General features: G+C 43.0%; 1 protein-coding gene. It reads left to right on the top strand.

Annotated features, from left to right (window positions below; translation table 11 throughout):
• Nucleotides 1–22: 22 nt before the first annotated feature.
• Nucleotides 23–575: serine hydrolase domain-containing protein (locus tag R7040_RS28555; RefSeq protein WP_318097901.1), on the top strand; the 553-nt coding region annotated here is incomplete at its 3' end.

The following is a 575-nucleotide window of genomic DNA, read 5'->3' as shown; positions in this document are numbered from 1 at the left end:
TATTGAGACATAAAGAGGAAGCATGAAAACTTTCATCATAGCGTGGTTGCTTATCCTACGCGTAGGGTGTGATAAACACGCAGTAGTTGTTGAGGCGAGTAAGCCAGAGTTTGATCCTATCATTCAGCGAGTAGAACAAGGACAAGCAGCAAACCTGCATAGCTTACTAGTGTGGCAAGATAACCAGTTAACGTTGGAGCTGTATCGTCAAGGTGGTGGGCTTGATGGTAATCGTCAAACACCAAATGTGCCTGTCGGGCAAGAGGTTGTGCATAACGTGCATTCTGTCACGAAATCCTTTGTCGCTACGCTGATTTTCATCGCTATTGATGAAGGCAAAATCGAAGGGTTAGATACGCCAATATTTGATTTCTTTCCAGAGTATACCGAGCCAGATAGAAAGGCGAAGCTAGCGATAACATTACGAGATGTTCTAAATATGTCCACAGGCTACGCATTGGATGAATTGTCCGTACCATATGGACAAGGCAACATTTTTTCTCGTCATTACAATGCGAAGGACTTAAAACAGCAGTTTCTTTCCACTCAATTAGCTTTTGATCCAGGAACAAAGT

It is taken from the genome of Vibrio sp. 1069, from assembly GCF_033340555.1.
This window is presented reverse-complemented; position numbering and strand designations above follow the sequence as displayed.